General features: G+C 41.1%; 15 protein-coding genes and 1 pseudogene. 2 read left to right on the forward strand and 14 right to left on the reverse strand.

Features of this window, described 5'->3' with window-relative positions; all coding sequences use genetic code 11:
* Positions 1–358: 358 nt before the first annotated feature.
* From BSAG_RS25730 to BSAG_RS06655, 12 genes and pseudogenes are all read right to left on the reverse strand, one after another.
* A pseudogene (locus BSAG_RS25730) lies at positions 359–673 on the reverse strand (two-component regulator propeller domain-containing protein); the annotation flags it as partial.
* A gap of 20 nt (positions 674–693) precedes the next feature.
* Positions 694–1,995, reverse strand: a complete 1,302-nt coding sequence (locus tag BSAG_RS06705) for a murein hydrolase activator EnvC family protein (RefSeq protein WP_004316850.1) — start codon at positions 1,993–1,995, stop codon at positions 694–696.
* Positions 1,992–2,570, reverse strand: a complete 579-nt coding sequence (locus BSAG_RS06700) for a DUF4292 domain-containing protein (protein WP_004316851.1) — start codon at positions 2,568–2,570, stop codon at positions 1,992–1,994. Before BSAG_RS06700 ends, BSAG_RS06705 begins: the two co-directional genes overlap by 4 nt.
* A complete protein-coding gene (locus tag BSAG_RS06695; RefSeq protein ID WP_004316852.1) occupies positions 2,567–4,339 on the reverse strand; it encodes a tetratricopeptide repeat protein in 1,773 nt (590 codons plus the stop codon). Before BSAG_RS06695 ends, BSAG_RS06700 begins: the two co-directional genes overlap by 4 nt.
* Positions 4,340–4,363: 24 nt before the next feature.
* Positions 4,364–4,795 carry a dUTP diphosphatase gene (gene dut, locus BSAG_RS06690; protein ID WP_004309527.1) on the reverse strand — a complete coding sequence of 144 codons (432 nt, stop codon included), beginning with the start codon at positions 4,793–4,795 and terminating at the stop codon, positions 4,364–4,366.
* Positions 4,796–5,089: 294 nt separating this feature from the next.
* Entirely contained in the window at positions 5,090–7,369 is a 2,280-nt protein-coding gene (gene bglX, locus BSAG_RS06685; protein ID WP_004316853.1) for a beta-glucosidase BglX, read from the reverse strand.
* A gap of 45 nt (positions 7,370–7,414) precedes the next feature.
* Positions 7,415–8,983, reverse strand: a complete 1,569-nt coding sequence (locus BSAG_RS06680; RefSeq protein ID WP_004316854.1) for a hypothetical protein — start codon at positions 8,981–8,983, stop codon at positions 7,415–7,417.
* Between the two features lie 20 nt (positions 8,984–9,003).
* Entirely contained in the window at positions 9,004–10,905 is a 1,902-nt protein-coding gene (locus tag BSAG_RS06675; RefSeq protein ID WP_004316855.1) for a sialate O-acetylesterase, read from the reverse strand.
* Positions 10,906–10,947: 42 nt separating this feature from the next.
* Positions 10,948–11,934, reverse strand: coding sequence for a DUF4973 domain-containing protein (locus tag BSAG_RS06670; RefSeq protein WP_004316856.1), 987 nt, complete (start codon positions 11,932–11,934; stop codon positions 10,948–10,950).
* A 19-nt stretch (positions 11,935–11,953) separates the two neighbouring features.
* Positions 11,954–14,050 (reverse strand): RagB/SusD family nutrient uptake outer membrane protein, encoded by a 2,097-nt coding sequence (locus tag BSAG_RS06665; RefSeq protein WP_004316857.1) that lies wholly within the window; start codon positions 14,048–14,050, stop codon positions 11,954–11,956.
* Between the two features lie 12 nt (positions 14,051–14,062).
* Positions 14,063–17,248: a SusC/RagA family TonB-linked outer membrane protein gene (locus BSAG_RS06660; RefSeq protein ID WP_004316858.1), complete on the reverse strand. Its 3,186-nt coding sequence runs from the start codon at positions 17,246–17,248 to the stop codon at positions 14,063–14,065.
* 8 nt (positions 17,249–17,256) lie between these two features.
* Complete coding sequence (locus BSAG_RS06655; protein WP_229097035.1) at positions 17,257–18,624, reverse strand: IPT/TIG domain-containing protein; 1,368 nt, start codon at positions 18,622–18,624, stop codon at positions 17,257–17,259.
* 212 nt (positions 18,625–18,836) lie between these two features.
* On the opposite strand from BSAG_RS06655, the gene BSAG_RS06650 reads away from it, so the two are divergent.
* Complete coding sequence (locus BSAG_RS06650; RefSeq protein WP_008018854.1) at positions 18,837–19,940, forward strand: family 43 glycosylhydrolase; 1,104 nt, start codon at positions 18,837–18,839, stop codon at positions 19,938–19,940.
* A gap of 3 nt (positions 19,941–19,943) precedes the next feature.
* Here BSAG_RS06650 and BSAG_RS06645 read toward each other — a convergent pair whose 3' ends face one another.
* Complete coding sequence (locus tag BSAG_RS06645) at positions 19,944–23,927, reverse strand: hybrid sensor histidine kinase/response regulator transcription factor (RefSeq protein WP_004315370.1); 3,984 nt, start codon at positions 23,925–23,927, stop codon at positions 19,944–19,946.
* Between the two features lie 258 nt (positions 23,928–24,185).
* On the opposite strand from BSAG_RS06645, the gene BSAG_RS06640 reads away from it, so the two are divergent.
* The gene (locus tag BSAG_RS06640; RefSeq protein WP_008642786.1) at positions 24,186–25,532 is read left to right on the forward strand and encodes a deoxyguanosinetriphosphate triphosphohydrolase; all 1,347 of its coding nucleotides are present in this window, start codon (positions 24,186–24,188) and stop codon (positions 25,530–25,532) included.
* Here BSAG_RS06640 and BSAG_RS06635 read toward each other — a convergent pair.
* On the reverse strand, positions 25,504–26,520 hold the full coding sequence (locus BSAG_RS06635; RefSeq protein WP_004315373.1) for a GNAT family N-acetyltransferase: 1,017 nt from the start codon (positions 26,518–26,520) through the stop codon (positions 25,504–25,506). The genes BSAG_RS06640 and BSAG_RS06635 overlap by 29 nt on opposite strands.
* Positions 26,521–26,532 lie beyond the last annotated feature (12 nt).

The following is a 26,532-nucleotide window of genomic DNA, read 5'->3' on the forward strand; positions in this document are numbered from 1 at the left end:
GTTTGGCCGGACGACCGTTGACGGCACAGTATAGCGGGGAGAAAGCTTCTTCAAAACGGCGCCAGTCTATCTTATTGGCAAGCAGGTATAAGGGATGCCTGGGATTCAGCTGGTCTGTCAAAGAGCTGAACAAGGAGGGCTGAGGGGTGGTCTTGTTTATCATAATAATCTGCAAGTTTTCAACCATAAAGATACAAAAACTTGCAGATATATCAAAGCAATTTATATATTAATATGTTGATTATTAGGCGTAAAAGCACATTCTAAGGGGCGACTAATTACAACACAAAAACAAGACATATCAACTATACGCATCTGATAATAAACTAGATAACGTGAGTTCAACGAATTCACGTTAAATATAAAGTCCGGAGTTTGTTCCAACCCAGATATTTTTGTCCACCTCTATCAGGGCTTCCACAAAATTGTTTTCTAATGAGAACTTTTCGTTGAGAACATTCCGATACACTTTATTTCCCCGTCCGTCATAACGGTTCAATCCGTCACTGGTACCCAGCCAGATAAAACCATAACTATCTTGAAGGGCGCACCACACGGTATTATGAGACAATCCATCTTCTACCTAATATTTCTTGAACGAAAAATAAGGAAACGCGGATAATGTTCCGTTCCAGAAGATCAGCAAGCATATTAGTATTTTAGTTAACTTCATTCTACGTGTTTTTTATTCAATTATCGGTTCAGCCAAGGTTCAGGATTCAACTTTTCTTTCTCCCTACGCAGCTGGAAGTGCAATACCGTCCGTCCATTATCCGTACCGTCAGAAAAGATCTGACCGATGGATTGCTTTGTCTTCACCGTATCACCGGCTTTGACGGAGGCAGAAGAAAGATTGCAATAAACAGAAATATAATTGCCATGACGAATGAGGACATTAAATAATCCGTTCAATTGGAACACAGCCGCCACCTTTCCATCAAAAATGGCACGCGCCTGTGCACCCGGTTTTCCCTGAATATCAATACCCTTGTTATCCAGTTTCACGTTACGCAAACCCTCTACAGCATATTGCCCGTAACGGCTGGTGATAATATAAGCGCCGGATATGGGCATTGGCAATTTCCCGCGATTCGCGGCAAAGTTACCTGATAATTCCCGATCCGCCTTACTCATGGTATAAGACTCAAGAGGTTTCGATTTGGCGGCTGTTTCCGTTGTAGCAGATTTTCCCTCCTTGCTTTCCTCTTTCTTACGGGCAGCCGCTTCACGACGAGCTTCTTCCTGTGCACGCTTACGGGCACGCTCTATTTCTTCCGCAATTAATTTATCGATGCGGGCATTCAGCCGATTGGCTTCCCTGCGTTTTTTATTTATCTCATTCTGCAATCCTTTCTGCTTCTTTTGCAGATTAGTCACCAACGTACGTTTCTCTTTTTCCTGCTCTTCCAACTTCACCTTTTCGCTCTCACGTTCTCGCAGCAGGTTCTCTTTGGCGGCTTTCACTTGCTGACGCTCCACTTTCTTCTTGCGTATCTGCTCTTGTTTCTTTAAAATTTCTTCCCCTTGCAGACGTTGATAAGTGGCATATTCACGAACATATCGCATACGCCGATAAGTCTGCCCCAAATTCTTTGCTGAAAAAATAAACATAAGCTTCTCCTCTATCGACTTATTCTTATACAAGTACTGGACAGAAGCTTCATATTTCTTCTTTTTATCTTTCAAATCCTTCTCCAGCCCGTGCAACTGACGCTCCAATGAAGCCAGTTCACGCTGGATAGCCTCCACATCATTGTTGATAGCCATGATATAGCGTTTCCGCTCTTCAATCTGTCCGGTCAATACAGCCAGACTATTCAACTGGCTTCCCACATCTTTCTTTGTATCCTTCAATATAGATTCCGATTCAGCGATCTGTTTTTGCAACGCACCGCGTTTACTTTCCAGCTCACGAATCAACTTGTTCGATTGAGCGGAAAGAGGAACTGCCAACCACAGGCAACTGATTAGAATAACAAAGAAACGTTTCATCATAATAAAGCTACCAGCATTCTTACTAATTCTTCCAAGGGAATTTGACGATATTTGGACGTCAGTTCCGTCGGAGTCATCGAAAACTCTTGTGTGGAAAACTCATAAAGTTGGACTTTAGCCTTTTCTAATGAAGGAATTCCTATATCTTTTCCTGTCAGTTCTGTCTTTCCACTAGGAAGAGAGGCATCCATCAATATCTTTTCCAAACGGGAAAACTCCACATTCTTCGACAATACATTTTTCAATTCAGCTTTAGTGGCACGAACAAAGCGTTTATTCATCCTGTCTACCAATAAAACTTCATCGGGAGTAACTTCTATACGTGCTACTTCCGTACGCAGAATAGGCATCAATAAGGAGATTTGTACCCGCTCATGAGTTTTCATCTTCATGGTTCCCCCTACAGACATACTTCCCTTCTTGCTGGGAATAGTCAACTGAAGCTTGGAAGCCAGGTAACTGGATGTCGGAGCCTTTGTCGAAGTCTTAGTTTCCGAGGTTGCCAAGTGCTTCGAACTCTTACAGCCGGCCAACACCACTACCACCAACAACAGTAGATAAATGATTCTTTTCATTCCGCAATATATTTCTTCTTCTCTATTTTCTGTTTCAACGTTTTCGACTCGCTACCCATTTCCAGTGCCTTCTTCCAATATTTCAACGCACCTTCCACATCGCCAGTCATAAAATAAATATCTCCGCAATGCTCCACAATCACATCACTCTTCTCGCCATCGTTCTTCATTGCATTGTCAATATAAATACGGGCTTCGGCATAGTTTCCCTTTTCAAAAAGAATCCATGCATAAGTATCGAGATAGGTAGAATTATTAGGTTCGGCTTTCACCGTTTTATAACTCATCTCCTCCGCCTTGTCCAAATCACGACGTTCCACAGACAGATAATAAGCATAATTGTTCAATGCGCCAATATTGGAAGGATTGTACACCAAAGACGAATCGTAAGCAGCATAAGCCTCCGCCATCTGTTTCTTGGTATGATAAATGTCTCCCATGATTGAATAGAAATCCGAAATGACTTCTTTTCTAGTATCGGCAGTTACATGTTCCAATGCTCTGCTGCAAACACTCAATACACTATCCGTCTGTTCTGCCTGATGATAAGCAATAGCCAGATAATAATAAAGTTCCAACGCATCGGGAGTGGCTTCAATACCCGGTTCACAGACTTTGATAATTTGCTTGTAGTCTTCCTTCTTCACCGCCGCACTAACCAGCATCAACCGGGCAGCCTTATTGGTAGGGTCCAGATCAACCACCTGCTCCAATACCGGCACAGCCTCTTGTTCCATATTCTTCGACAACAAATATTGAGAATAAAGCATCGGAATCTGCGGATCATCTATATCCTGCTTCATCATCCGGTCGAACAAGGCAATCACTTGAGTGCTATCTTTGGCAGACGACTGTTCGTTTTCCACAATCACCTGTCTCATAACACTGATTTTGGTATCCGAAGTCACCTTCTTATTCAGCAATAAAGTATCCAACTGCTGTTGATACAACTCTTTCTGACCGGTCTGTTCATAATAAGAAGCCATTGAAAAAAGAGCCATCGGATTGTCAGGCTCTACCGCCAGGACCTTCTGATATGCATCGTATGCTTCCTGTTTTTTTCCATTCTGAAGATACACATCTCCCAATATCACCTGATAACGCATATCCATCGGATATTCCTGTACCAGACTTTCTATTTCCTGAAATGCCTTCTTATCATCTTTCATCTGAAGATAAATACGGAATTTCTCCATAGAAAGCTGCTCATTTTTACCTAAGCGTTTCTCTAAACGGTTCAATGTAGAAATGACATCGTTATATTTCTCCTGACGACTGTAAATATCAAGGAGACTGAACAAAGGTTCCTGCTTTGACGGGAAACGGGTTACCATTTTCTCAAGCAACGTTACAGCCTTATCCAACTCGTTCTGTTGCTGATACAGGCTGACCAGCCCCTGACTGTACCAGTAATTATCAGGAGCAAAAGCCACCGCCTGCTCCAAAGCCGCCTGACCTTGCGGCACCTGGCGGAGGAACATATAATACTGCGATATTTCATAAAGTGCCGAAGAAGCGTTCGGATTGATATCCAGACAATGCTGTAACAAACCAAATGCCGCATCATACTCATTCTTTTCTTTCATCCGCATGGCTTCCAAAAAGAAGTAGTCATATTTACGCTGTTGTTCAGCAGGAAGCAATGATTCTTTTACCGAAAAGGATGCATCTGCCTTCACTGCTGTTTTTGCTGTACGCATAGAACGAGTTCCCCCACACGAAGTGAGCACTAACACCGTCACGAACAGCCATCCTATTTTTATCTTCATTCTATTTTTTCGATTAAGCATTCATCATACTCCGGTATGTCCGAAGCCACCGGCTCCGCGTTCCGTTTCATCCAGCACCTCCACTTCCTGCCATACAGGCTGTTCATGCTTTGCTATCACCATCTGCGCGATACGTTCGCCATCTTCAATAACAAAAGCCTCGGACGAGAGATTGACTAAAATGACACAAACTTCTCCACGATAATCCGCATCAATCGTACCCGGAGAATTAAGTACTGTGATACCTTTCTTTATCGCCAGCCCGCTACGTGGACGAACTTGCGCCTCAAATCCCTTCGGCAGAGCGATATACAATCCTGTCGGCACCAGACAACGTTGCAACGGTTCCAGTGTGATAGGTTCAGAAAGATTAGCACGGATATCCATTCCTGCGGACAATTCGGTGGCATAAGCCGGAAGCGGATGCTTCGATTTATTGATAACTTGAATATTCATAAATGCATGTTTACTATTTAACGGGCGAAAATACACATTTTGAACTGAAAAATAGTTAAGTTTGCAGTTAAATAATGTACCTGCAACCAAATTGCGAATGGTAAACAACTAAATCCTAAATAAAAAGATAAGTCAAGCATCTTTAAGTTCAAATGATAAACGGAACTTCCAATCACAATGTTGCCGCCTTTAGCAACAACCGAAAGTTTCTGTTTTGTAGTCCAAAGCGGCAACCATAATTTAGTTATAATCAAAAGAATATTTACATCTTAGAAAAAGAAAGTTTATATACGATCAATCTGCCCTAAAACGTTCAGTCTGCACATCACGAGAGTTTGCTCCTACCATGACATCAAATTCTCCCGGTTCATAAACGTATTGTAATCCTGAATTATAAAATCTCAAATCGTCTTCCGTGATAACAAACTTAACTTCACGACTCTCTCCTTTTTTCAAGAAGATACGTTCAAAGCCTTTCAGCTCTTTCACTGGACGAGATATTTCAGCGTAAATATCATGCAGATACATTTGTACGATCTCATATCCGTCAAAATCTCCGTCATTGGTCACAGTCACAGACACTGTCAACTCCCCATTTTTGGACAGTACATCCGAACTAAGTTGCAAATTCCCATAAGAGAAATTTGTATAACTCAAACCGTACCCAAAAGGATAAAGAGGTTCGTTACTCATATCCAGATAGTTACTGGAGTAACGGTTAAAAGAATGACTGTCAGGATCGGGACGACCTGTATTCAAATGATTATAGTACAGAGGAAGCTGTCCCACTGAACGGGGAAAAGTCGTAGTCAGCTTGCCGCCCGGAGTCACTTTACCGAACAATACATCAGCAATAGCATCGCCTGTTTCACTTCCACCGAACCAGACATTCAAGATAGAATGAACATTGGCATCCTCCCAGTTCAGAACTAACGGACGCCCTGTAAAAAGAAGCAACACTACGGGCTTACCCGTCTTCACCAGCGCCTTCAACAAATCCTGTTGAGCATCAGGAATCCCTAGTTCCGTACGTGAAGCCGATTCACCACTCATTTCAGCACATTCTCCCAAAGCCGCAACAATCACATCTGCACGGGCAGCCGTATGCAAAGCTTCATCCAACAATTGCAGTTCATTGCCGCGTTCTAACGGACGGATACCAGCTCCTCCTTTTTCAAGTTCCGCATCATGATATATATTGCTACCTCTCGCATACAGTATTTCAGCCTTATCACCTGCTGCCGAACGAATTCCCTCCAATAATGTCCCGTGACGGGAAGGAGTACACGTCATACTCCACATCCCACACATATTATTACGGGCATCAGCCATAGGACCAATTAAAGCAATCTTACCTTTCCGTTCGAGCGGAAGCAGATGATCCTCATTCTTCAACAGAACAAATGTTTCAGCTGCGATTTTACGCGCCACCGCGCGATGAGCAGTCGTATAAAGTTCTTTTTCCACACGCAGGGTATCACAGTATTTATACGGGTCAGAAAACAAGCCCAATTTATATTTTGCTTCCAATACACGGCGACAAGCGGCATTAATCTGTTCTTCCGTAACTTTCCCTTCTTTCAGAGATTCTTCCAATGTATTCAGAAAACCGCAAGAAACCATATCCATATCCGTACCCGCCTGTAAAGCACGTACAGAAGCCTCTTTCAAAGGAGCAACCCCATGTGAGGAGATTTCGGCGATAGAATTATAATCCGTCACTAACAACCCACAAAAGCCCCATTCATTCCGGAGCAAATCGGTCAGTAACCATTTATTAGCCGTAGCCGGAATGCCGTCCACCAAATTGAAAGAACTCATCACACTACCCACACCTGCCTCAACAGCTGCCTTGTATGGGGCAAGATATTCATTATACATACGTTGGCGACTCATATCAACCACATTATAGTCCTTCCCTGATTCGGATGCGCCATATAATGCAAAGTGTTTTACACAGGAAAGAATTTCGTTTTTTCCCTGCATATTATTTCCCTGATAACCGCGTACATAGGCTTTTGCTAACAGGGAACCCAAATAAGGGTCTTCACCACTACCTTCTGCAATACGCCCCCAACGACTGTCGCGACAAATGTCAACCATCGGGCTGAATGTCCAGCAAATACCATCCGCACTGGCTTCTACAGCAGAAATGCGTGCCATACGTTCAACAGCTAGTGTGTCCCAGCTACAAGAAAGCGCTAAAGGAATCGGGAAAATGGTTTCATAACCGTGGATAACATCAGCTCCTACCAGCAAAGGAATTCCCAAACGGGTAGAATCAATGGCTATACGCTGCAAATCAACAATCTTTCTTATTCCTTTCACATTAAAAAAGCCTCCAATCTCCTGGTTACGAACCATTTTCGTAAGTTCGGCACTATTTACATTACCAGTAACCAAATCACCCCCGGAAGGAAGATTCAATTGGCCCAACTTCTCGTGCAGTGTCATCTTTCCCATCAGATTGGCAATATATCGATCCATCTCTTTATCTCCTTCTTCAGCCGACAATGAACAGGAAGACAATAACAACCCATATAGAACGCCTAATAACAAGTATTGATATTTCATGTTTATTACTTATTATATAATCACTTCATTATTTAGATACTTACATTAACGAGATAAAATCTTAATATCCGAATCACTTAACCCATAATCAACAAGCGTATATTTTTTGCCTTTATACGGAGTCGGCATAAACCGCCCAGAACCTAATGTATCGTAAATGATCGGATTGAAAGAAGCACTCCTTTTTGCCCTGAACAGCAACACACAGAACTGACCGGAAACAGCATATCCAAATTCAATATCCTCTACTCCCTCTCCCAGCACTTCATAACCTTGCAAGAGAGGTTCAACACCTTTAAACATAAAATTAAGTTTTACAGTCAAATTATCGGCTAAATCTATCTCAAGGGTATTCCGCATTGGAGAAGAAATGACAGCCCCTAATACATTCCAATTCGTATCATAATTAGCTAAAGTTGTCCATATTATCCCGTCAGAACTTACCCCTCTAAGCTTCTGCATCAAAGTCGTTTCGTAAGGATACAAGCGCTGCGAATTAGCAACTACACAATTCAGGAAAGAAAACTTATCCGCAATATCCCATCCCACCAAATCAACAGGACAATCTAGAATCTTAAAATTATCATTTAATACAGTAAAAGTAGAATTGGACAACTTCACTTTCAAATTGGGGTTATTCCCTTCTGCCTGAATAAAGCTGGTTCCAAAATTATTCAAATATGAAAAAGAAATCTGTTGGTCCAGCATCAAATCCGGACTATAACCCTCATTCACGACGATTCCTCTATCAATCGTATCATAATAGATTTGATTGAAAACAAAAAATCCGCCACTAGCTATACGTATTCCGACTGTTGAACGGTAATTCTTACCATCCTCAAGATGGGTCCCTCCGGTAGTATCCCAAGAAAGAATATGTACATTGTTCAATATATGACCGGCAGATTTCGTAACTAAAGCTTCTTTTGTACAATAAATAAAAGTGTCAGATATCTTACAATCACAACAAGATTCATCTATATAGATACCGTATACATTATCATTCGAAGAGATGCCTTGAATTGTTACATTATCTATCTTTGTATCCGAGCTACCCGTTCCACCAGTTCCAATACCTTCAGGAACGTGTATGCGGATATGTGTATTACGTCCTCGCACCAGACTCATCGTACGTATCTGCACCAACTGCTTCCTTCCGTTTACTAGAATTCCATTATCTGCATTATAACAATCCAGAATTCCTCCTTCAATATAAGAGAATCGCCGGTGTGAAACATCGGTAAAATAGGTTTCTGAATAACCTACTTTAATCAATGCTTCCAAATGGACATCACTTTTAACCGTTGCATTCTTATCAAAAATAAGATTTACATTTTTGGTATATTCCAATGGCAGAACGATAGGCTCCGTCAAGTTATAAGTTCCGGCAGGAAAATAAAGCGTTTTCCCATAAGACTGACCGACCAAATTATTAAGTTGAGAACCAATCAGTGTTCCATCATTCTTAATATCATAATCAATGACTGATACAATATCTTCATTATGCCCTTCCTTGACTTCAACAACAGCCTCCGGTAATGAATCATCATCGTTACATCCCCAAATTGGCATAAAAGATAATAAGCCTAAAAATAAAAAGTTAAGTTTCTTCATTTTTCTTGTTTTTTTTAAGTTTAACGTAAAGTTTGAAATGAAGAGGCCGGTAATCCTGCACCGTTAATTAAGTTACATGTAGGATTATCTCCCCATCCATAGCGAACAGCCAAAGGATGTTTTACCATTTCCGATGATACAATGATTTCATTTCCACAGATTTCAGCTTCCGCCCAATGATATTTTCCGTCTATCCCTGCTATGGCAAACCCTGTCAATTTTTTCCCATCAGACGTTTTTAATCCTCCGTCTGCACACTCAAAAGAGAGAATAACCTTGTCTCCTTTCACACGGTAAGTCTGATAAACCGGACCACTACAAACAATCCGCTCACCATAGGTATCGGCACGTGCTAATAAGGCAAGTCTACGCCCTACTTCCTGTTTGTTTTTGGGATGAATATCATTCATATCGCCGATGTCTATGGTAACGGCCATACCCACATTGTCATAATACAAAGCTGTCTGGCGCTGCGCTTCTCGTAATTCAGCCCACTGTGAGTCTCCCGGTTCATCTGCTCTCTCTAAATAATTAGCCAATTGCACAAGGTAGAAAGGAAAATCATTCCCCCATTCCTCACGCCAGCTCTGAATAAGTAATGGAAGCAATATCCTATATTGTGTAGCACGCCCTACATTATTCTCTCCCTGATACCAAATAACCCCACGAAATTTGTAAGGTGCTAATGGATGAATCATCCCATTATAAAGCACTGTTTGCACATTCGGATTCATCTCAAACACCGGATCAATATGAGATTGAGCGGCAACTTTACACTTCCATTCACCAGATATAAGAATCCAGTCTCCGACATCTTTGCTTAACTTCATTTCACCTCCGATGCCACACCCTCCTCCAGTATCCACGATACGAACAGTAATTACAGCTTTGCCCGCTTTTACTAAATTACCCGGTATTTCATAAGTACGGGAATGAGTATATCCTTTCGTGCTCCCTATCTCGATTCCGTTAAAATAAGTAATATCCTCGTCATCCACATACCCCATGTGTAAACTCAACGGTTTTCCCTCCCATTGTTCTGGAATATCCACCGTCTTTCGCCCCCAAACAATACCATCAAAATCAGGAAAAGTCTTTTCGATATTTCCGGGGAAAGAATGAGATATCCATCCTTCGTCATTATAAGAAAGAGTATTCCAAAAAGGCTTTCCATTTCTCATTCCTTTATCTAACGACAAAATCTTTGCCTGCCTTTGTTCTTCCTCCGCCTGTAAATCACAATCCTTGTTTCCCAATCTTCGGATAAGCTTCAATTGCTCAACAAAATCGGGAACTTCGCCCAATGCTTGAGCACTTATCCACGACTCTATATTAGTACCGCCCCAATGGGCACAGATAAGTCCTACCGGTACCTGCTGCGTGCGTGCTATTTCCCTACCGAAAAAATAGGCTGCTGCTGAAAACTCCCGGATAGTACCCGATGAACACACTTGCCATCCTCCTCCGACAGCAGTAAACTCCTGCGACGGACTTAGACTAATAGTATTACTCACAGTCATCAAGCGTATATTCGGGTAATTGGCCTGTGCCACCTCTTGTTGATAGTTTTTTACTTTGCCCCATCCTTCTACTGGCATTTGCATATTCGACTGACCGGAACAAAGCCATACTTCACCAATCATTACATTCTCCAATCTTACTTTTTCTCCATCTATTATTTCTAAATGATAAGGTCCCCCGGCTTTTGGGGTTTTGATGTTTACTTTCCAATTACCCGTCCTGTCAGCTATATTCTCATATTTCTCCCCACTCCATGAAGGAATCACTATAACTCGCATTTCTGGAGATGCTTTTCCCCAAACAGGTACTTCAGCCTCTTGCTGAAGTACCATATTATCGGAAAATAAAGGAGATAACTTAACTTTGGCACAAGCGATCAGTGACGCAAATAATCCCGACATTAATATAATCCATTTATACATATCACTCCGACTTACAAATTATCACCATTCGATTGCCTGATCTTCATCCGGAATCTGAATATTAATTTTACGCTCCATATTGACTGTCCCTTCAACCGTATAACTTATAGGAGTGCCCGGGACAGAAGTGACATCATCAAACTCATATTTGAAATTCTCAATAGTAATCGTCTTATGTTTGAGATATGGCAATGATGCGTCCATCTTCTCCGTCACTTTCCATGTCGGATTTTTTATCAGTTTGAAATGAATGTCCGGATCGGGGGCAGAAAGGGTAACTGTCCCGTCGGCATTGAGCGTGAAAATAATCTTGTACTTTCTGCGTTCCAGTTCCTCTTCGTTTATCAAGCCTGCATAGAAGAATATGGAATGCTCGTCTACCACAAATGCAGTACGTTCATTAGTAGTCATTTTATTACCGGCATCCTTAAAGCCTACTTGCATAGTTGTGGTAGAATAGGTACCTGAGTAATCATTGAAAGGAATCACACGCAATAATGCTTTCTTGTAATTCTTCCTTGGATGAGGCTCATAACTGCCGGTCGGACTTTCTGCAATTGTGAGCGGCAATACCCATTTGTCGACCAAATCAATTCCACTCAGTTTAAAATTGATGTCCAAAATCCCCATGCAATCGCCTGCTGGAATCATTACTTTCATATCATTCAACTCATAATAACCGGAGGTAAGCTCTCTGTAATACAAATCCTTTCTATTATGAAAATACTCCCAGTTGATACTTTTCAAGGTGTCTGAATCTATCGCCACCTGTACCTCCGTATCACTTCCGGCCATTGTAGAGCCACTCATAATGAGAGGTAACTGATAGGTTACCATGCCATTCGGCTTGTATTTTACATAAATATCAGTCACTCCTTTTGCATAATTCATCGGCGCCTTAAATGAAACATAGTGTTCATATTGTTCGTCAGTCCATTCTTCATTACAAGCTGCGCAAAACAATACCATCAAAACAGCAAGTAACGGATAATATATTCTTTCTTTCATATTCATTTTATTATAAAGGTTAATCATAGTAAGTCCAACCGGGGTTTTGAGTCAGCCGCTTATTGCGCTGTAACTGTCCGTGACTAAAGGGCCAGAAATAGCTTTTTTCTACAAAGCGGACAGGCAACGACATAATTGCCACCGGCGTATGAAACAAATCGCGGCGAGCTTCATCCATCAGCATATTGCATCCGTAAATCAATGTTTCTTCCTCCTGAGGAGCATCTTTCCAACGTCTTAAATCGTAATAGCGGTGGTTCTCGCCCATAAACTCTATCTGACGTTCGCGCTTGAGTTTCTTCCGGAACATTTCTTTATTCTGATACTCGGAAGAGGTATAATCAGGCACACCTGCACGAATACGAACAGGCTGGATACCTTTTTTCAGTTCATTCACATCACGTCTTAATGTGTACATTGCCGAGCCATCCCAGGATGGGATGTCATAACTTCCATCCAGTTCATTTAATGCTTCGGCATAAATCAATAGGATTTCCGCATAGCGAATAGCAGTCTCTGTTTTTTGCCTGTAATAAAAACTGTTTTGGTATTTAGCATCATAAGGGTTCACATATTTTTTGATACCGATACCTGTAAATATACGATTGCCGCCATTGTATCCTTCGGAAGTCCCACGATAATACCAGACTTGCTGGTTAGGACTGGCAGCTCCATCTTTTCCATTCAATGAAGACATATTCCACACACTGCCATTGAAAGCGACTGATGCATAGAAACGGGGTTCACGATTGGCATATTGTAAAGAAACTCCGGCGCGCAAAGGTTTGTAGCGACCGGCATCTACATCTTCACTGGTCACATAACCGCTTAATCGGGCACTTCCATCTCCCCGCCCTATCTCTTTATCTTTACCCGGACAATCAGTACCGTCGGCCATGTAGTAGGAGTCACATTGTTTCTGTGTCATTCCATGCATACTCCATCCTCCGGCCACCGTCGGCAACTGATGCAATACCATGTTTGCAATGCCATCCGGTGAGTTAGTTCCTTCTCCACTATGATCGACCGTTATGTTATCCACACGTGAAAAAATAAGTTCCGGATTTGCATAAGCAGAGAGTTCGCCATTAAAAACAGAACGATATGACTCAAAAGGATCAATGTCGGCATATCCGTCCGGCCAACTTTTTTTGGAGAAGTTATTATCATCAAACGGCTCGATGGTCTCCGGATAATCGTCCGTACCGCCACCTCTTATACGATTCTTGACATACAATTGATAGCGATGACCATTATTATTTCCCGGTAACTCCATCACATCTCTTGCAGCAGCAGCTGCCCTTGCCCATTTCGATTCATCGTATTCGGCAGAAAGCAAACGATTTCCTTCGTCATCTACCATTTGTTGTGCATAAGAATCGGTATTGCCATTCATCAACGGGCTGGCGGCATATAAAAGGACTTTGGCACGGGTGGCTAAAGCAGCTCCACGGGTAGGACGCGCTATATTGTTGGCTCCTCGCTCCAAAGGAAGATCCTTGGCTGCCAACACCATCTCGGATGTGATATATTCCACGCATTCGTCATACGTATTACGCGGACGGGCTAATGCATCATAATCCTGTGTATAATCTTCTCCGGCATCCGGAATCAAAGGAATGGGACCATACTTACGCAAAAGCAACCAGTAATAGTAAGCTCGCACAAAGCGTGCCTGTGCTGCATAATCAAGCCTTTCTTCCTCTGTCAGCTGCGTATTCATGTGGATATACTTCAAAAAAACACATGCTTTATTGATACCCAAATAGCAATTAGTATAAGTCTCTTGCATCCAATCCTCATTATACTCCACATTTCGGAAATAAGAATAATAACCACCTGCTATATTCTTATTCCCCCAATTATTCCAATCTGCCCAATAAATATCATCGGCAAAATTAGTCGGCACACTCTCTTTTCCACCAATATCCTGATTTTGGTCTCTGAGATATGAATAAGTGTTGGAAAGCCACGAATCCGTATAATCCCTGTTCGTAAACACTTTCTCAATCGTCAGGCGGTCCTTGAAATTATGTTCCACCTCCAAATAATCGCTACACGATGCCAGATAGCAGACCATAAATAGTATAGCACCAGTATTATATAACCATTTCATACTTTTCATTTTTTATAAGTTTACATTTAATCCCACTGTGATAGATTTAGATAACGGATAAGCTGCTCCATTCGAACTGTTCATCTCCGGATCCCACATCTTGAACTTTGACCAAGTAAGCAAATTGGTACCAATTAAATAAATGCGTACATTATTGAAATGCATCTTGTTGACGAGAGGCTTAGGCAAGGTATAGCCTATTTCCAAAGTCTTCAAACGCACATAAGAGCCATCACGCAACCAGAAAGAGGATTCTTGATAGTTGTTGTTACTTCCGCCATAACTTAACCGGGGATATTCTGCCCGCACATTTTCTGTGGATTCAGTGCCCGATTCATCTCTTGAAATCCAACGGCCGGCTACGACGTCTTTTAATATATTGCCTTTGCTACCGTTGACGAAAGGACGGACACCGCTTCCATTGATAAAGAAAGAAGACTTACCTGCTCCTTGAAAATGCAGATTAACATCTAGCCCTTTCCACTGAGCGGAAATACCCATACCATAAATCAAATTGGGGACGGTAGTCGCTCCAATGGCTACCCTATCCATATCAGAAATAATTCCATCACCATTGACATCCTTATACTTGATGTCACCCGGTTGGTAGGCACCGAAAGTTTGCTGCGGACTATTACGAATGTCTGTATAATCCTTGAACAATCCCAACGCTATAAGACCTTTCGCCTGATTCACACGGTATTCCTGTTCCATTAAATAAGGATAAACATTGTTCTGTTCATCTTTATCTTTCACTTCATTTTTCGATAGAGTCATGTTTCCCCGCATGGTGAGTTGGACACTCCCAACCTGCTGCTTATATGCAAAGTTTCCATCCACTCCTTTTGAGAGAACTTTCCCCACATTAGCTTGCGGAAGTGTCATCCCATTTTCTACACCTGCTGTGGCAGGAAGATATCTACGGTACATGAAGATGCCCTTACGGTCTTCATGGAAGTAGTCTATTGTCAAGGTGAATTTATCGTCAAACAAACTCATATCTAATCCGATGTCATGCTTGGTGGCGATTTCCCATGTCACACCGTCATTAGCATAAGACGTATAACGTAATCCCTGAAAAAGAGTGGTTCCATACTTTTCATAACCATAATCCGCCCAGTTATATCCTCCGAAGGCAGAATAATAACCGGCATTGTCTCCCCAAATATTGGGATTGGGAGCACCCCCATAACCGATTGTATATAAATAAGGAAAACGTATCAGTGTAGTACCATTAGCTTCATACATTTTATCGTTACCGACCTTACCCCAAGAATAACGTACTTTAAACATATTTACCCACTTCAGGTTCTTCTTGACAAAGGGTTCTTCTGCTATATTCCATGCCACAGAATAGGCCGGGAAGAAACCAAATTGATGACCCGCAGCAAAATTCTCAGAACCGGTATATCCGAAATTGAAATTCAGAAAATAGCGATAATTCCAATTATAGGCAATTCTTCCAGCCAACCCTTGATGGCGCATAGGGAGCGAATTCTTGATATCATTACCAATCTCCTGGGTTTTCACCTTTGAATCCTGTGTATATTTCAATGTCCCGCTAAGAATATGGGATTTAAAATTCCGGTTATACTGGAGTTCGGCTTCAAAGTACTCTTTTCGTTCACCCGTATTGCCGGAAGTCTGGGTCATTTCTTGTTCTGCCCGCTTTCGCGTAAAATTGATAGTACCATCATCTTTTCTAAAGCGATCCGCACTCCATAAAGCCGGACATTTATAACGCTTGATAAAATTATAGTTATCTGTGTCAAAACCAAAACGCCCTATAAAATTCAATCCTTTCGTAATGAAATCTAATTTTTGATTCAAAGTAATATTAGTCTGAATATTATTCCACCACTGTTCATTATACCCACATTGAGTGGAAGCTACCCATGGGTTAATATCGCCGTCCGAATTGGTAGGAGTATATCCATTGGAGTACATAATGGGCATGCTAGTAGGAGTTTGATTTAAAATGCTATTCCAGATCTCATGTGAAGTCATACCCGATTCATTCATTTTTTTTAGCGAACCACCGATACCCACTTGCAACAAAGTAGTACGTGTTACATCAATATCCGCATTCATACGGTAGTTCCAACGCTTATTGTTACTATTGGTGTTATAGTCCTCATTCAGTGATTTGTCTACTTTATACATACCACCTTCGTCAAGATAACTGCCCGAAACGAAATAACGTGCATTCTGTCCACCGCCACTCAAATTCAATGTTGCCCGATAACTCATAGCTCCATTTTTTAACAAGGTGTCCATCCAGTCCACATTCGGTAATAAATCGGGGTCTAGTCCTTGTGTGAGAATTTTTAGTTCATTTCCACTATAAATAGGTTCGAGATTACGGGTTCTGCGCGCCTCATTAGCCAGATTAGCATAAGTAATACCGTCTACAAAATCAGGAGTAAATGTACGTGTATTGTAAATTGTCTCCACTTTCGCATCAACAGTTATTTTATTGATCTTACCACGACGGGTAGTAATCAAGACTACACCATTAGCACCACGCGATCCATAAATAGCCGTTTCCGAAGCATCTTTCAATACGGTGAAGGATTCGATATCTTCATAATTCAATTCATTCATATCACGTTCAAAACCATCGACCAGCACTAATGCACTTGACCCCGCTCCAAACGTAGAGATACCACGAATCCAAAATTCAGAAACATTTTTTCCCGGCTGCCCGCTAGTCTGACGTGCTATTATACCTGCAACATTCCCTGCCAAAGAGTTGGAAATACTACCTGTAGGAGAGGTTCTTAATTGTTCTACATTGATAGTAGACACGGCTCCGGTCACCGTTAGTTTCTTCTGTGCACCTGTAGCAGTAATCACTACTTCATCCAATGTCGTTTCGGTTTTTTCTTTCATTACTACGTTCACTGTGCGCTCTTCTCTCACAAGGATCTCTTGTGTCTCATAACCAATGTAAGAGAAAATTAAACGATTATATGGTTGCATTTTAATGCTAAATTTACCATTTATGTTCGTGATAGAACCCAACCCCGGTACGTCTTTAACGGACACATTAGCCCCGATGAGCGGTTCTTGATTTTCATCCGTAACCACTCCAGTCACAACAATCTGCCTATGGGTGGACTGCTGAGCCGAAATTCCTGCCGCAAAACAACATAGAGCGGCTATTATAACTAAGAATTGTTGTTTCATGTTTTTCATACTATTTTTTATTCCACAATAATCTGACGGATACGGTGATTATGCTGATCACCAATATAAAATATCTTATTCACTTCATCAAAGGCAATACTGTGCGGTCCGTTGAAACGGGCTTCCTGAAGCAAATCGCCGTCAACGTATCCGAAATGGCTATTATCCATTGCCACGCTTCCACGCCCTGCGTATCGGATGGCCTCGGCATTAGGAGTGACCTTCCATATCAGATCTCCAGGGTGGTTATCATACAATTCTCCATCTGCCACATAAAAGTCATAGATATCGTCTTTATGCTGCTCTATGTATTTCTCATTTTTCACAAAAGTGCCCTGCCACATCACCCCCATACGGACATTCGTTCCTACACCTTCATTGTATCCCTGATTCCAATTTCCAACATAGATACTCGGCAGTTCCAGCCAGTTTGTCGTCTTGTTAAACTGGCATTTGAAGATAGTTCCTTCACGCGGACGCATGAGATAGGCAAAGTCACCGGAAGGATGAAAGTAAACATACATCCATATCCAGTTTCCACCCACAGAAAACATTGTTTCCACTTCTTTTGTTGCCATATTATAGCGTTTGATAGTGGCATCCGATTCCTGAGCAAAATAGATGTCACCCGTCTGTGGATGAATAGTTGCCGAAATAACCCATTTATAACCGGAAAAAAGCGAATGAGCTTTCTTAAATCCTTCGCTACGCAAAAGCATAGTGACAACAATCGGAGAATCACCATTGGAATAATTACTCACAAATAGAGTATCACCAGTCAGACTCCAGCATAAAGAACGCGGATCTTGAATATTCAACTGCCCCACCGTTGCCACTGTAGTCAGTTCTTGTACCTCCATGTCGATCAAACGAATACTACTTTTATCCTCAATCATATAAATATGATTCGGGTTCTTAGGATCAATGCTCAGCCATGTAGGCGAATTCAAACCACAATCACTGAATGGGCCATCCTTCACTTCATATCGCCCAGTCTCATCCACATAGCCACATAACGTAGTAACCTGCGTATTGGCTATATAAGTAAATCTGTCAGGAGCTATAGCAGCTTGATCACCAATAGAAATTTCTATAGTCCCTTTATCGGCATTGCGAGGTACCATACAATATATGCACTCATTGTTACAGTTTACGACTCTAGTCTCCACGCCTCCCAACTTCAAGTTAATCAAGGAAGGATCATTACCGAAGTTTTTTCCATAAATAAGTAACTGTGTTCTTGGAGTGACTTCCCTGGGCTCGAAGCCCACAATTTCAATAGGCAAACTGTTATCAAAAGCTTGCTCCTTTCTCTTTTCATCGTCTTTACAACCGATGAAACAACCAAGCAAAGCAAGTAAACAAAATGCCTTAACAACATTCATTCTTTTTCCTGTCCTGTTCATCATAATAATAAATTTAGTTAATAATAAGATTTAATAGTCAATGGGCCCAAAGGTTTATTAATTACAAATATAGAAAGGAGGGCATTAATTATAGGCTAATTCCTAACTAACAAACAATAAAAACTAATCAAACAGCTCTAGAATTAAATAATTTGTGCTTTCTTTGCAAGTATTTTAGCAAAGAAAGCACTATGAAATTTCAAAATTGCTTATTTTTAATATTGCTTATCGTTTGTCTATCATGCCAAAGTAAAAAGACTGATAAACAAACAGGCATTGACTCTACACTTTTCTACACAAATCCTGTCATAGGTGGAGGATCCGAACCATGGGCCATCTTTCATGAAGGAAAATATTACTATACTCAAAGTTTAGCAGACTGTATCATATTATGGGAAACTGACGATATAACACAACTGGCAGAAGCAGCCAAAAAAAACGTATATTCGCCCCAAAATGCCCCTGGTATATCTCATCTTTGGGGACCAGAGATACACTATATGGACAATAAATGGTATATCTATTGCGCTGCTGATGATGGTAATATAGACAATCGTCAGATATATGTGCTAGAAAATGAATCTCCCGATCCTATGAAAGGAGAGTTTGTCATGAAAGGAAGAATATCGACCGATAAAAATAATAACTTGGCTATTCATGCTAATCCTTTCGAGCATAATGGCAAACGTTATCTAATCTGGTGCGGATGGGAAACCAGAAGAATTTATCAAGAAACCCAATGTATCTATATCGCTGAAATGAAAAATCCATGGACACTAGCCTCAGACCGTATATTAATATCCAAACCTGAATACGAATGGGAATGTCAATGGATCAGTGTAGATGGCAATAAAACCGGTTATCCTATCCATGTGAATGAAGCTCCACAATTTTTCCGTTCCAAAAACAAAGACAAATTATTAATATATTACTCTGCAAGCGGTAACTGGACACCTTATTATTGTGTAGGGTTATTAACAGCTGATGCTAACAGCGATCTTCTCAACCCGAATTCATGGAAGAAATCTCTGGAACCTGTATTCAAACAAGCACCAGAGAATCATGTGTATGGCCCCGGTAGCCTGTGTTTCATACCTTCACCCGACAAGAAAGAATGGTATATACTTTACCACGCTCGAAACGCCCTTCGTGACATGTTCGTTTTGGACGGTCGGACAACACGCATACAAAAGATAGAATGGGATGAAAATGGAATTCCCATTTTAGGAATCCCCCAAAAGGAAAGCACCCTGCTTCAAAAGCCGTCTGGCACCCCCACGAGTGATAGGAACTAGCTGTTATCCTTTATAATCTTTCGGTAATACCCCAAACTTTTCTTTAAAACACTTTGCAAAATACGAAGAAGTAGTAAACCCTAACTGTTCGGCAACTTCAGCTATTCGTATACCACTCATGATTAGTTCAGTCGACTTATTCAACCGAAAGTTCTTTATATAATCATGAGGCGGCATACCAGACAGAGCCTTTATCTTCCGGGAAAAATTAGAACGACTCATATTCATCTGCTCTGCTAACAAATCTATCGAGCAACTCTCATCAGCAAGCAGTTCCGACAAAATCGTATTTACCCTCTCTATAAATTCTACATCTTTTTGTGAAAGAGCAAAATCCGCCAATGAAGAAGCCGGACTTCCAGAAAGATTAATCATCAACTTATGGAAGGCCAGTCGCAGTTTTAATAAGTTTTCGATTTGTTTATGGAGCTGCTTAATAGAGAATGGTTTCTCAATATATGCATCAGCACCATTTTCAAAACCTTCCGCTTTTGAGTCTAACGTTGTCTTCGCTGTCAACAAGATAACGGGAATATGAGAGTAAACTAGATCTGATTTTATATAGTTGCATAGTTCAAGACCATTCATTTCGGGCATCATAATATCACTTACAATGACATCAATACTCTCACGTGAAAGTATTTCCAGTGCTTCTTTTCCATTGCAGGCAGAAAAAACTTTAAACCAATCACTTAGAGATTCTCTGGTCAAATTTAATAACTCGACATTATCTTCCACCAACAAAACAATGAATCTCTTATTTCCAAACTCCGAATCCGGCATTTTTTTTCCTTCCACATCTATCATCTGCATTTCAGCAAATTCATTCGGAATACTTTCCGTTACTACTGTTTCCAACGGCAAAGACAATATAAATGAGGAACCACCTTCCATCCTATTTTCTAATGATAAAGTTCCATGATGAGCTTCTGCCAAAGATTTGGCAAATGCCAAACCAATCCCTGTACCTGTAGACGTTGCCACCGGATCATCCGGCAATTGATAGAAAGCCTGAAATATCTTATTTTGCTGACCTTCAGGGACTCCGGGGCCATCATCACTCACTATTATATTTACCCTATCGCCCAATAATATTAGCCGCATCTCGACTTGAGATTTTGCATATTTAATAGCATTTCCTACCAAGTTTACCAAAATTTTACTAACTTTCTCCGAATCAATCATCACACTAATTTCTTCAGGAGGTAAACTAAGACAGATTGTTAACCCTTGCAAATCTACAGAACCATTGAACTGATTGAATATATCACTCATCAACGCATTAATACTACACTCCTTCATGCTAAGTTGCAATGCTCCACTCTCCATCTTCTGAAAATCAAGTAACTGATTCGTTATTCCCAACAGATAATTTACATTCTTATCCATCACCGAAAGGTATTTTTCTTTTCTTTCTTCTTTTTCCTCTTCCCTCAACTTTTCCAGAGGGAGCCGAATCAGACTAAGAGGAGTACGTATTTCATGTACCAGATTGATAAAAAAATTGATTTTCGATTTATACATCTCTTTTTCCTTGGCAACCTGATAATCCTCCATACGACGTTTATATTTACGCTTGACATAGAGATTCCAACGCCAACCAATATAGCAAGCTGTACACAGAAATAATAGTATATACATAAAATAAGCGACACTAGTCCGCCACCAGGGCGGAGTTATCACAATCCATAAGGAAGCCGCTTTCTCATTCCAGTGATGGTCATTGTTAGAGCCACAAACTAAAAACTCATATTCCCCAGCTGGAAGATTGGTGTATGAGGCCGTATTATTAGATGAATGTATCCACTCCTTATCAATACCTTTCAACATATAAGTATAACGATTTCTGTGTGGATCTTCATAACTAAGTGCTACAAAACGTACTGTAAAACTATTATTTGTATAGGGTAATTGGATCTTATCTGCTTTATAGAAGGGCTTATCTAAACGAAGCAGCCGTTTCACTTCTTGTTCATCTGTCAAATAAGGGAAACTAATATCAGTAACATAAACAGGGGGAAGATAGGTATTATCCGTAAACTGCCCCGGTTCAAATACATTGAAACCATTGATTCCTCCAAAATAGAACTTCCCTGTGGACGATCTCAATGAAGACTGTGCAGTAAACTGATTACCTTGCAAACCATCATTTACGGTAAATAAGTGAAAGTTCTTTTGAGACACGGGATTAATGCGGCATAATCCGGCATTACAGGAAATCCAAAAATCACCGGTCCGATCCTGTTCTATAGAGAAAATTACCTTATTAGGCAACAATGTATTTTCCGGGTCGAAGTCAATGAAAGTCTCCGTATCTTTGGAGAATGAGCATAATCCTCCTCCATTGGTTCCAAACCACATTGTTCCTTTCATATCTTCAAACAATGTAATCACAGAATTACTGGTAATAGTTGTTGTATCTTCACGTATATGTTCAAAATGTTCCCAACGATCGTTCACTGTATTATAACGAAAGACACCACTATTTGAGGTCGCAACCCAAAGACTATTGTACATATCCTCATAAATATCAGTTACAGAAGCCATAGAGCCGACATGAATGATTGTCACAAAATTATCCAATTGCGAATTGTAACGACATAACCCCCAACTTGTTCCAACAAAAACATCTCCTTTTCGGTCTTTAAAGAGACTCAAGACATCATTACTACAAATTGTATAGGGAATATCGCGAGAATGGACATAACTCTTTACTGCTCCAGTTTTCAGGTTTAGCACATGCAACCCTTCCGCATAGGTTCCTATCCAAAGGCGGTCGCCATCTAGCAGCAAGCTACGAATGTCATATCTCGCATCCACATTCTTTAAAGTATACTCCGAAAGTGAATGAATTTGTGTATTGAAAAAACATAACCCGTTCCGGGTTCCCACCCAGATATTTCCATTCTGGTCTTCACAAAGAGGGCCGATCTCCCTGCCAAGCTCTAATGTACCTGATAATGAGATAAGGGAATAGTAATCAAAACGCTTCAATTGCTTAGTCATGTAACTCACTCCGCCGGAGTTAGTCATCACCCAAAGTGTACCTTCGGCATCCCACATCATTGCATTAACAGTTGGATCGCCCAATGCCCGCAAGCCAAAGGGAGAATCGCCTCTACGAAATGTTTTAAGGTCGCGATTGAACAGATACAGTCCATTATCCGTACCAACTAACAATTCTTTTTCGTTATAATCCATCAAACAGAGAATAGCACCGAAATTCTGTGCAGACGCATCATAAATTTTCAAATCCGGGCTTCCTTCCTGATAACAACCTAATAAATTAGTACCCACGCCAAACCATATTTCATTCTTAATACTATAGAGACAATTGATTCTCTGACTGCCTATGTTTGAATCTGACAGAACCGGATAATTTTGCAGAAAGGTTCCCTTCTCATCAAAACAAAATAGTCCTTCCTGCATTGAAGAAACATAAATACGGGAATCTGCACTCTGACAGATATCCCAAACAAAAGAAGTATGAATACTATTCTGTGTCAGCACACCTGTCACTGGTTCATAAATAAACACACCTTGCCCCAACGTAGCAATCCAAATCAAACCGCTTTGAGTTTTTATGATTTTCTTCACCTCACTACTGACAAATACGCCATACCGTGTTGTTTCATTAAAATAAGAAAAGCGGTCAGTAGAACGGTCATAGATATAAAGTCCCGAATTTGTTCCTACCCAGATATTTTCCCCTTCTTCCAAAAGGGAACTGACGAAATTATTACCCAAAGAATATTTATTATTCAAAGCATTCCGATACACCCTGTTGCCACAACCATCATAACAATTCAGTCCATCACTTGTGCCAATCCACAAAAAGCCATAGCTATCTTGAATCGAACACCAAGTCGTATTGTGCGAAAGTCCGTCTTCCACCTGATACCTTTTAAAAGAGAAATCAGTAGAAGCGAATATGGCTTCAAAATTGAAAACGATTATACAGATAAAGGCTGTAACCTGTTTTTTCATATAAATAAGAAGTAAAAAGATTAATCCAGATCAAGTCTACCGCCGATCCAGTCAAAACCCCGAACTTATTTTATCTTTAACGACAAATATCTCGGACAGCAGATTTAACAAGCGAAAATACACATTTTGAACTGAAAAATAGTTAAGTTTGCAGTTAAATAATAAATAATGTGCTAATAAGGCAAGGTACTAATATACCAACTGTCAATTGACACATTCATCAATCATCAAATCGCAAATCATTAAATCGTAAATAAAATGATGAATTGGAAACAACTAATATCAGCGAAACGTTTCGGGATGGAAGAATTCCATGAAGAACGACAGGAAAACCGATCCGAATTCCAACGGGACTATGACCGTCTTATTTTTTCGGCTCCTTTCCGCAGATTACAGAACAAGACGCAAGTATTCCCTCTTCCGGGCAGCGTTTTTGTACACAACCGACTTACGCACAGTCTCGAAGTAGCCAGCGTTGGGCGTTCACTCGGGGACGATGTTGCCAAAGCACTTCTGGAACGTCATCCGGAACTTCAAGATTCTTTCCTGCCGGAGATCGGTTCTATCGTCTCGGCCGCTTGCCTGGCACACGATTTGGGGAATCCGCCTTTCGGTCATTCAGGTGAAAAGGCTATTTCTACTTTTTTCTCTGAAGGAAAAGGAGTTCGCCTGAAAGAAAAGCAGCCGAACGGCGAGCAACTTTCTCCGATGGAATGGGAAGATTTGACACATTTTGAAGGAAATGCAAATGCGTTCCGAATACTGACACATCAGTTTGAAGGACGTCGCAAAGGCGGATTCGTCCTGACATATACCACTCTGGCTTCTATCGTGAAATATCCCTTTTCATCGAGCCTTGCAGGAACCAAATCAAAGTTTGGATTCTTTGTCAGCGAAGAAGAAAGTTTCCAAAAAATAGCAACTGAATTAGGGCTGACCTTGCTCAACGAGCATCCTTTGAAGTATGCACGCCACCCACTAGTCTATTTAGTGGAAGCGGCAGACGATATTTGCTATCAGATGATGGATATTGAGGATGCATATAAGCTGAAGATTCTCACTACTGAAGAAACCAAAGAACTATTAATGACCTATTTCAGCGAAGAGCGGCAGGAACATCTCCGGAAAACATTCCTGATTGTCAATGATGTCAACGAGCAAATCGCCTACCTGCGTTCTTCCGTCATCGGTTTATTGATCCGGGAGTGTACCCGTGTCTTTTTAGATCATGAACAAGAAATACTGTCCGGCACGTTCGAAGGATCACTAATCAAGCGCATAGCCGAACGTCCGGCAGCAGCCTACAAACACAGCGTCGAAGTATCTATCAATAAAATCTACCGTTCACGGGACGTACTGGATATCGAGCTAGCGGGATTCCGCATCATCAGTACCTTACTAGAATTGATGATAGACGCCGTAACCTCACCCGAGAAGGCTTATTCCAAACTCCTGATCGACCGGGTATCCAGCCAATACAATATAAATTCGCCCGTACTCTATGAAAGAATACAGGCGGTACTTGACTATATATCGGGAATGACCGACGTCTTTGCTCTTGATCTTTATCGTAAAATTAACGGGAACAGTCTGCCTGCGGTGTAACCACTTTAGGAGTAAAAACCTCTTCCCCTTCACAAGAAGACAATCTCAACGCATCCGGATGGCTTTCAATAAACGTCTGGATGTGTCGAATTCGTTTATCTTCAAGAATTTCGTCTACAGCAATCAGGATACCGGTTTCTTCCACATCACCGAACTCGTAATTGACAGCTGTTCCGAACATACGCATCGTAGGGCTTAAGCTCATATACGCATTTACCAACGGAGGAATATTATAGCCCAATTTACGGATTTCACAATTCAATATCTTATAGTCCTCTTTAAAAGTACTCTTGCAGAACAATGCGTTCAACTCTTCTTCGGAAGTCTCAAGTTGCAGAGGCTCAATCGGAGTAACAAGTTTCTCTTTATCATAAAAATGTTTCTTGAGGAAATGAAGAATCATATCACGGCCACGACGATGGTAGCTAGGATACATGGTCACCTTGCCAAAGAAATACTTCACATTCGGCATAACCACGGTCAACGCTCCCAACCCGTCCCACAGGTTATCCAAAGCAAACAATCCTTTGCTTCCGGCACGGGTAGACTGATATTCAAGCGTAACAAACGAACGCCCCAGCTCAATTGTCTGCGGCAGGTATTCTTTAATAAAAGCATCAGAAAAATGAAACATGTGGGAAGTAGCCAGAATTGGCGCGCCTTTTTCATCAAAACGCACGTCCGTACCAAGCAGATACCGGTAACCACCCAGAATTTCTTCCGCTTCCGGATTCCATACGATCAACTGCTTGTAGGGGTGTTCCATCGTGTCGTATTCATCAATATCCATTGACAGACCTGTTCCTCCACCAGCAGCACGGAAAGCTATTTCACGCAAACGACCAATCTCTCTCATTACATTAGGAGCATTCTGATGAGTAATAATATAAATCTGATTATTACTCTTATTCGTCATTCGTAAGCGTTTGTCTTCCGTCAATTCTGCCTTCAGCAGTTCTTTGCTTACCGGTTTAATAATCTCTTCCATATTCCTTGTTAT

Origin of the sequence: Bacteroides sp. D1 (assembly GCF_000157095.2) — a bacterium.
Classification (GTDB): domain Bacteria; phylum Bacteroidota; class Bacteroidia; order Bacteroidales; family Bacteroidaceae; genus Bacteroides; species Bacteroides xylanisolvens.